This window comes from Atribacter sp. (assembly GCF_035418125.1).
GTDB lineage: Bacteria > Atribacterota > Atribacteria > Atribacterales > Atribacteraceae > Atribacter > Atribacter allofermentans.
Genome location: NZ_DAOLQM010000095.1, coordinates 1 through 7,561 on the forward strand (window position 1 = coordinate 1; position 7,561 = coordinate 7,561).

At 37.8% G+C, this 7,561-nt stretch carries 8 protein-coding genes; 5 read left to right on the forward strand and 3 right to left on the reverse strand.

What is annotated here, in order from left to right; genetic code table 11:
* Positions 1 to 697: 697 nt before the first annotated feature.
* From PLK24_RS06125 to PLK24_RS06140, 4 genes are all read left to right on the forward strand, one after another.
* Positions 698 to 1,888: a pyridoxal phosphate-dependent aminotransferase gene (locus PLK24_RS06125; RefSeq protein ID WP_324477314.1), complete on the forward strand. Its 1,191-nt coding sequence runs from the start codon at positions 698 to 700 to the stop codon at positions 1,886 to 1,888.
* A 16-nt stretch (positions 1,889 to 1,904) separates the two neighbouring features.
* Positions 1,905 to 3,140, forward strand: coding sequence for a hydroxymethylglutaryl-CoA lyase-like TIM-barrel protein (locus PLK24_RS06130; protein WP_324477316.1), 1,236 nt, complete (start codon positions 1,905 to 1,907; stop codon positions 3,138 to 3,140).
* A gap of 137 nt (positions 3,141 to 3,277) precedes the next feature.
* Complete coding sequence (locus PLK24_RS06135) at positions 3,278 to 4,144, forward strand: class II fructose-bisphosphate aldolase (RefSeq protein ID WP_324477318.1); 867 nt, start codon at positions 3,278 to 3,280, stop codon at positions 4,142 to 4,144.
* 202 nt (positions 4,145 to 4,346) lie between these two features.
* Positions 4,347 to 4,763 (forward strand): hypothetical protein, encoded by a 417-nt coding sequence (locus PLK24_RS06140; protein WP_324477320.1) that lies wholly within the window; start codon positions 4,347 to 4,349, stop codon positions 4,761 to 4,763.
* Here the strand turns inward: PLK24_RS06140 and PLK24_RS06145 are convergent.
* From PLK24_RS06145 to PLK24_RS06155, 3 genes are all read right to left on the reverse strand, one after another.
* A complete protein-coding gene (locus PLK24_RS06145) occupies positions 4,760 to 5,803 on the reverse strand; it encodes a uroporphyrinogen decarboxylase family protein (protein ID WP_324477322.1) in 1,044 nt (347 codons plus the stop codon). The genes PLK24_RS06140 and PLK24_RS06145 overlap by 4 nt on opposite strands.
* Before the next feature lie 197 nt (positions 5,804 to 6,000).
* Positions 6,001 to 6,279 (reverse strand): metal-sensing transcriptional repressor, encoded by a 279-nt coding sequence (locus PLK24_RS06150; protein ID WP_324477324.1) that lies wholly within the window; start codon positions 6,277 to 6,279, stop codon positions 6,001 to 6,003.
* Entirely contained in the window at positions 6,276 to 6,668 is a 393-nt protein-coding gene (locus PLK24_RS06155; protein ID WP_324477326.1) for a secondary thiamine-phosphate synthase enzyme YjbQ, read from the reverse strand. Before PLK24_RS06155 ends, PLK24_RS06150 begins: the two co-directional genes overlap by 4 nt.
* 565 nt (positions 6,669 to 7,233) lie before the next feature.
* Here PLK24_RS06155 and PLK24_RS06160 point away from each other — a divergent pair.
* Positions 7,234 to 7,561, forward strand: a 328-nt coding sequence (locus PLK24_RS06160; protein ID WP_324477328.1) for a DUF362 domain-containing protein, incomplete at its 3' end; no start/stop codon positions are given.

The window sequence follows — 7,561 nt, forward strand, 5'->3', positions numbered from 1 at the left end:
AAACCCGGTTCCACCATGGCAAAACCAAGATTCATAAAAAATACCAACATTGAAGTAATGATTACCCAAAGAGTATCCAATATCACCTTGTAGTCCATTCTTGAACCCCCTGACAACGTCTAAAATAATGGATATATGGTAGGTAAATAATCTCTCCGTTGAAACAACAAAGGAACAAATCAATCACTGCAGCGTGAGATGATCTTTCTTCAGGGCCATGAAGAAAAGAAGGCGTTAATCGGGTAACACTCCGTTGTATTACCTTGGTAAAACCGATAAAATAAAAAAAGCTCTTCCCACAACATCGTGGGAAGAGCTTCATTGCTATGATACAATTTCTACCATATTCAATGAATTCATGTCAAGAAGTTGAATAATAGAAACAAATCAATACCAAAAATTTTTTTTAATCTTAAAAAACCAATACCCATTAAATCATCGATAAAAAATTGCTCAGATTCTTGACAATTACTCCTTACTACTATATAAGAGTGAATAAAATCTTTTTATAGTGAAAACGGGCTAGGGCAGATTTTTCACTCTTTTCTTTTGAAATCCTAATATTATATTCAGCCCATAATCGTCGAAATGAATCACTCCAAACCGAATCCGTGGAACCGAAATAAAATTTTTTAGCTCCAATACCAGCGTTACCCACCACCTATATATAAAATTAAAACAAAATAGGGGGCACACAGTGAAAATATCCCAAAAAGTCAATCAAATTGAACCGTCGGCAACTCTTGCTATATCAGCTCGAGCAAAAACCATGAAGAAAAACGGATTGAACGTTCTATCCTTTAGTGCTGGAGAACCTGATTTTGATACCCCTCAATGTATTAAGGATGCCGCAAAGTTAGCTATTGATCAGGGATTTACCAAATATACTCCGACATCGGGAATCATCGAATTGAAAGAAGCGATTTGCTATAAATTAAATAAAGAGAATGGTCTTGCCTACCATCCTGACGAAGTGATTGTTTCCTGTGGAGCCAAACATTCACTTTTTAATGCTATCCTGACCCTTTGTGATACCGACGATGAAGTTCTTCTTCCTGTTCCCTTTTGGGTGACTTACGTCGAACAAATCCGTTTGGCAGGAGGGAAACCCGTTTTTATTCATTGCGATCCCAAAACACTTCGGATAAGTTGGGAAGATATCCTTAGCAAAATTACTAATAAAACCAAGTTATTTATCTTAAATAATCCTTCTAACCCGAGCGGAATAGTTTGGGATATTGAAATTTTGAAGAAAATTGCCGATCTTGCTGTTGAAAAAGATATCATAATAATTTCCGATGAGATATATGAAAATTTGATATACGATGGAGCTCAGGTTAAAAGTATAGCTTCCTTTTCTCCAGAAGCTCAAACGCAAACCATCATTATCAACGGTGTTTCTAAGACTTTCTCCATGACCGGATGGAGAATTGGTTACACAGCCGGCCCAAAAGCAGCAATACAAGCCATGGGACGTTTGCAAGATCACTCCACATCCAATCCGACCTCTATTAGTCAAAAGGCTGCCTTAGCTGCTTTGCAATGTGATCAGCAAATAGTACAGAATATGGTAAAAACATTTAATCAAAGAAGATTGTTGATGATTCAACTTTTAAATGAAATTCCTGATATAACTTTTCCAGTTCCTCAAGGTGCTTTCTATGTTTTTGCCGACTTTTCCTCTTATCTTGGAAGATACTTTGAGAATCAACGAATCGACACTTCACAACAACTTACCGAGATCCTTTTAGAAAAAGCCCTCATTGCTGCTGTGCCTGGTAGTGCTTTTGGAATGGAAGGATATCTGCGTTTTTCTTATGCCACTTCAGAAGAAAGCATAGAAAAAGGAATGACTCAACTGAAAAACTTTTTACAAAACATTACTTAAAGGGGGTATCGACGACATGCCAAAAATCTTTTTACTTGATGTAACCAATCGTGATGGGGTGCAAACCGCGCATTTAGGTTTAGCCAAAATAGAAAAAACTATTGTCAACATGTATCTTAATGAGATGGGTGTTACCCAAAGTGAATTTGGTTTCCCAACCACCCATCATGAAACCAATTATTTGAATGCCAATCTTGAATTGGCTGATATGGGAGTTTTATGCCCGATCCGTTTAAGTGGATGGCTTCGGGCGGTCAAAAAAGATGTAGAGGTGGCATATCAACTGGTTCCAAAGTTAAAATATCTCAACTTATCCATTTCCACATCGGAACAAATGCTTTCAGGAAAATTCCAAGGACGAATGACTCGTGATGATGTTATTCATTCTATGACAGAAGCGACCCAAGCTGCATTACAGTTGGGTGCGGTTGGGGTGGGGGTGAATGCTGAAGATGCTTCACGGGCTGACGTCGAATTCCTTATTGATTTTGCCTTAGCAGGGAAGGAAGCCGGAGCTGAGAGATTTCGTTATTGTGACACTCTCGGCTATGACAGCCCTTTTAGTATTTATGATAGAATTTTTAAGATTGCCGAAGCCTCAAAAATGCCTATTGAACTTCATTGCCATAACGATTTGGGAATGGCAGTCGCCAATTCGATCAGTGGCGCCAAAGCAGCAATTGATGCTGGATGTGATGTCTATATTAACACAACAATTAATGGAATTGGAGAGCGATCTGGCAATGCTGATCTGATTACTGTCATTTTGGCGATTAAATATGCCAACTATTTTGACAATGAGAATTACTCGTTTCTTGAAAATGTAAATCTCAAAGCCGCTTGGAAAACCTGTAAATACGCTTCTTATGCTTTTAAAGTTCCCATTCCAATAACTCAACCAGGAGTAGGAGCCAATGCTTTTGCTCATGCTTCTGGTATTCATGCTGATGGAGTCATCAAAGATCGGAAAAATTATGAGCTTTATGATTATGAAGAATTAGGGCGTGGGGAGCCGGAGCTGATTGTAACTGGTCGCCAAATCGTTGTGGGTGAATATAGTGGTATACGTGGTTTTCGTAATGTTTATGATAATTTGGAAGTTGAATTCAAAAACGAGGAAGAGGCTAGAAAAATTCTCGAGCTTACTCGATTTGCTAATGTTGAAAAACAAAAACCCCTGGTTGAAGAAGAACTGTTGTTTATAGCTTCCTATCCAGAACAAGCAAGAAAAATTCTCACCCTGACTCCCTAAAAACTAATTTGAGCGGGGTTAAATCCCCGCTCTTTTTTTTAAATCCATCCACTTGTATTTTCAGCTCTATACTCGTATTATATATCCGTTTGCATAATTACCAAATTTTTTCTCTTTTAAGGAAGGAGTAATCACAATTGCCACTGGTTTCAACGAAATATCTTATTGAATTAGCGGAAAAAAAGGAATTTGCACTTCCTGCTTTTAACTCTCCCCATTTAGAATTCATGACTTGGATATTAGAAGAGGCGGAAAAATTAAATTCTCCGGTCATCATTCAGTTCGCTCCAGTAGAATATTATTTTTTAGATATTGCCGCTCTTTCTGATGCCCTTCATGCTCTTTCTCGAAAGTTTTCAGTCCCATTTTCTCTTCATCTCGACCATAGTCATGAAATTAAAGAAGTCATGGACGCCATATTAAATCACTTTTCTTCGGTAATGATCGATGGGTCAAGACACTCAATTGAGAAAAATATCGAGATTACCAAAAAAGTGGTTGAAATTTCTCATCTTGCTGAGGTGATTGTTGAAGGAGAAATTGGCCGAGTAGGGGGACTGGAAGGAGATGAACAATGGGAAGTCGATCCCGAATCTGACGATTTCTTCACTCTTCCTGAAGAGGCTGCCTTTTTTGCCAATAAAACTGGCGTTGATTTGTTAGCGGTTGCGGTTGGAACCCGTCATGGACTTTATAATGGCATGGTACCCCGACTACAATTTGATCGTATTCGTGAAATAAAAAAACAGACGCATTTACCCTTAGTTATCCATGGTGGAAGTGGGACTCCAGTTGATCAGCTTCAACAAGCAGTCCGTGCCGGAGTGAGAAAAATCAACTTCAGCACTACGTTGCGCGTGGCTTTCTTAAAAAGCATTCGCGAGTATACCGATCATCATCCTGATGAACTCTTTTTACCCAAAATATTCCGGGACATTTCTCCTAGTTTAAAAGCCGCTGCTCGAGAATGTATGGAATCTTCCTTGTCAGTCGGGAAGGCATAACTTCAGAATAGATTCTAACTTTATGTGACAAAAAAGACAAAAGATGAGATTCTCACGTCGCACAATACGTTCCTTAGAATGACGACTAGAAATGCCCCTCCAACGGAGGGGCATCACGGAGAAACGGGGTTGGTTGCACTTTTAAATATTACATTTATTTTACTGTTCATTTATCACAAATTACAATTTTATAGGATGAATTATGCTGATCATCGTTCATAGTCTTTGGGGTTTAACATTAGCAACTCAAACTCAAAATATTTACCTTTTACTTTTAGGAGGGGCAGGGGGGCACATTCTCCTCGATGCAATCCCTCATCGAGACTTGACCACCGTCGGTCAAGTGATAATTGATATAATAATTGCAGCGACTTTTTCTCTTTTTTGCCTGAAGATATTTTCTCTTCCTTTTGTTTTTGCCTGGTCAGTTCTTTTTTCAACTCTCCCCGACGTCGAAGTTGCATTTCGATATTTTAGTAAATGGAAAGGAGTTTATTTTCCCTCTCATTTACCGTCCTGGCATGGAACTCTTAATTCTCATCTAGGAATTTTAATGAATCTTTTTATTGGATTGGTTCTCCTAATGGTTTTTCTCATCAATATCAAAAAAGTACTCTAATTGGCTTCCACTTTTTTAAAAACGGATTCTTGTCTCCAATCTTTTCCTGCTTTGATAAACGCATCAATATTTTCAAGAGGAACATCCTGAGGAAGATCACACCCGGTGCTAAGAACAAAAGGGGGGTGGCTTTTTGTTTTTTCTAATATTTCCATGGTTTGAATATAAACCTCATTCGGATTGGCAGTAAGCATTTCTATCGGGCTCAAATTACCAATCAACATTACTTGTGGTCCAACGATTTCTGCTGCTTTTTTGAGATCAACCATACTATCTAAACTTAAACCTGCTACTCCTGTATCAGCCATTACTTTTAACAAATGGGTACTATCACCACAAACATGGAGAATAACCTCAATATCATCGAAGATTCCTACCATTTCCCGATATAGACTGGTCAAGTTTTGACGGAATTGATCCGGCCCAAAAATGACTGCCGTTGGTTCTAATACCATTATCATATCAGCACCAGCGTCCCTGAGAGCCTGTGTATATCTCATTACAACTTGATAAGAAAACTCGACAGTTTCACGAAACAGTTCTGGTTCAATCAGGCTTTTAATCGCTAATTCATTAGCTCCAATAAGTAAACCCGCCAGGGTAAGCGGTCCAATGACATAAGCTCCTACCGGGCAGGGGAATGCACTCCGCATATGATGGAGTGTTTCAATAAATACTGAAACGCGACCATCGCCTAAAATATCTATTTTACGAAATCCTCTTAAATCTTCATGGGTTTTTACCGGATGATCTTCAACCGATGGAGTTTCTTCTAAGGGAAAACGGACCGCCAATCCTAATGCGCTGGCTTCAACAGAAAGATCCATCATAAAAAACATGGAATCGGGTTGAAAACGATCATAAAGTCGGCTGAGTGATTGAAACTGTACGATATGATTAAACTGATTTTGTTTTATATTAGTTTTAGTTAATTGGAGACCTGGATAACCCATTAAAGGAACAATAGGTCTCCTTCCTTGCTCGTAAAGTGTTTTCGCTAACGATGAAAGAGAGAACCGTTCCTGCATCCTTTTTGACATCATCATCACCTCATATATATAAAACAATAAACTATGTTTATACTATATACTCGGCTCATGATTTTGTCAATAATTATATAAAATATTTATATAATTACTATAGGTGCTTTATAAAGGTTATTTTATCTATTTATTTTAAATATGACCGATTTTATAATCAGTATATATTTATTATTCATTTATATATAACAATTGAGTTAAAAATTCTTTTCCATATACTTCATAATTTCTGCCAAAGCTTTGGTTCGGTTTTCTCCATTCCCGTTCGGGTTATCTTCGTCAAGACATTCCTCCAGGTATTTTTTTAAAATTTCAGTGTGAGAACGGCGGAGTAAAGAAATAGTCGCTAATATTTGTTTCAAAATATCAACATGAGCTGCGTCGTCATGAATAAGACGAATAACAGCATCCAGTTGCCCTCGTGCGTTATTTAATAACTTTAAGCTTTTATTGGGTGTAGTTTTGCGTCTTCTCATATTATTTTCACCCAAATTTTCCGAGAACGAGGACCATCAAATTCACAGAAAAATACTCCTTGCCAAGTCCCGAGCATTAAATCGCCCTCCTTTATTATTACCAGCGCTGAAGACCCCAATAACGAGGCTTTAATGTGGGCTGGAGAATTTCCTTCTTGATGTAAATATTCAAAACGATCGGGGATCATAACATTTAACATCCTTACGATATCATTCACTACATCGGGATCGGCGCTTTCATTTATAGTTATTCCTGCAGTTGTATGGGGAACCTGAATAATTACGATACCATCTTTTGTCCCCGATTTTTCTACTGCTTCGCGTAATATTCTTGTTATAGAAATAAACTCTTCTTGCTTTCTGGTTTGTAATTGAATTTCGGTAAACACTCTTTGCTTCTCCTTCCCTTTATTTCATTTTATAGACGCTTCTGGTTTCCATTCAGGAGTTATATTTAAGAAGAGTCATTCTAAAATAACAGTAACTCAGAAAAAGATGAGTCAAAAAGTCCATTTTTGTTTACAATCAACCACGAGACCCTTTACAACCTAATCCTCTCGAAAAAGAATTAAAACATGAAGGAAGGGCTGCTTAGAGGAAAAGAGCTCATACACAAAAAAAACAAAGCGATCTCTAAAACTAACCGATTTAATGCCTGATAATATATTTTTTGGTTGAACTGCCATTTTTTAAGTCAGAACAGTTTGAAAGCGAGTTTTCCCTGTTTTTTTGCTAATCGGTTTCTTGACTTGGTCTACAAGAGACGAAATTCAGATACCAAGCGGTAGCACTCCACAATATTGCGGTTACCCCATCCACACACCCCTGGTTTTCATTCTATCATATCCCGAAGGAAGTCAACATGAAATTAAAGTTGAAAATTGTTTTTTATCCCAGTTCCTTCTGATATACTGAAAAAGTGATGGTTATTGTTTTATGCCTGGAGGTGTTTGAATGTCGTCTCCCGTTTTATTTGTTAGTTTGAGAGCTGATAATGAAAGAAATTCGGTTCTACAGAAAGTTAAAAGAATGACCGGCCAACTCCTTGATAAGCGCTTAAAATCTGGTGATTTGGTTGCAGTTAAACTCCATTTCGGAGAAAGAGGAAACCATGGTTTTATCCAACCGGTATTTTTACGCTATATTATTGAAGAAGTTAAAGAAAGGGGAGGGAAGCCTTTTCTCACCGATACCAACACTCTTTATACCGGCTTTCGTCATAATGCGGTTGATCATCTTGAAACTGCAACATTTCATGGATTCCATTATGCAACCGTTCCAG

Excerpts from the sequence above, each read along its gene's own strand:
- PLK24_RS06150 (WP_324477324.1), bottom strand. The coding sequence starts at position 6,279 with ATGAGAAGACGCAAAACTACACCCAATAAAAGCTTAAAGTTATTAAAT.
- PLK24_RS06140 (WP_324477320.1), top strand. The coding sequence starts at position 4,347 with ATGCTGATCATCGTTCATAGTCTTTGGGGTTTAACATTAGCAACTCAA.
- PLK24_RS06145 (WP_324477322.1), bottom strand. The coding sequence starts at position 5,803 with ATGTCAAAAAGGATGCAGGAACGGTTCTCTCTTTCATCGTTAGCGAAA.
- PLK24_RS06130 (WP_324477316.1), top strand. The coding sequence starts at position 1,905 with ATGCCAAAAATCTTTTTACTTGATGTAACCAATCGTGATGGGGTGCAA.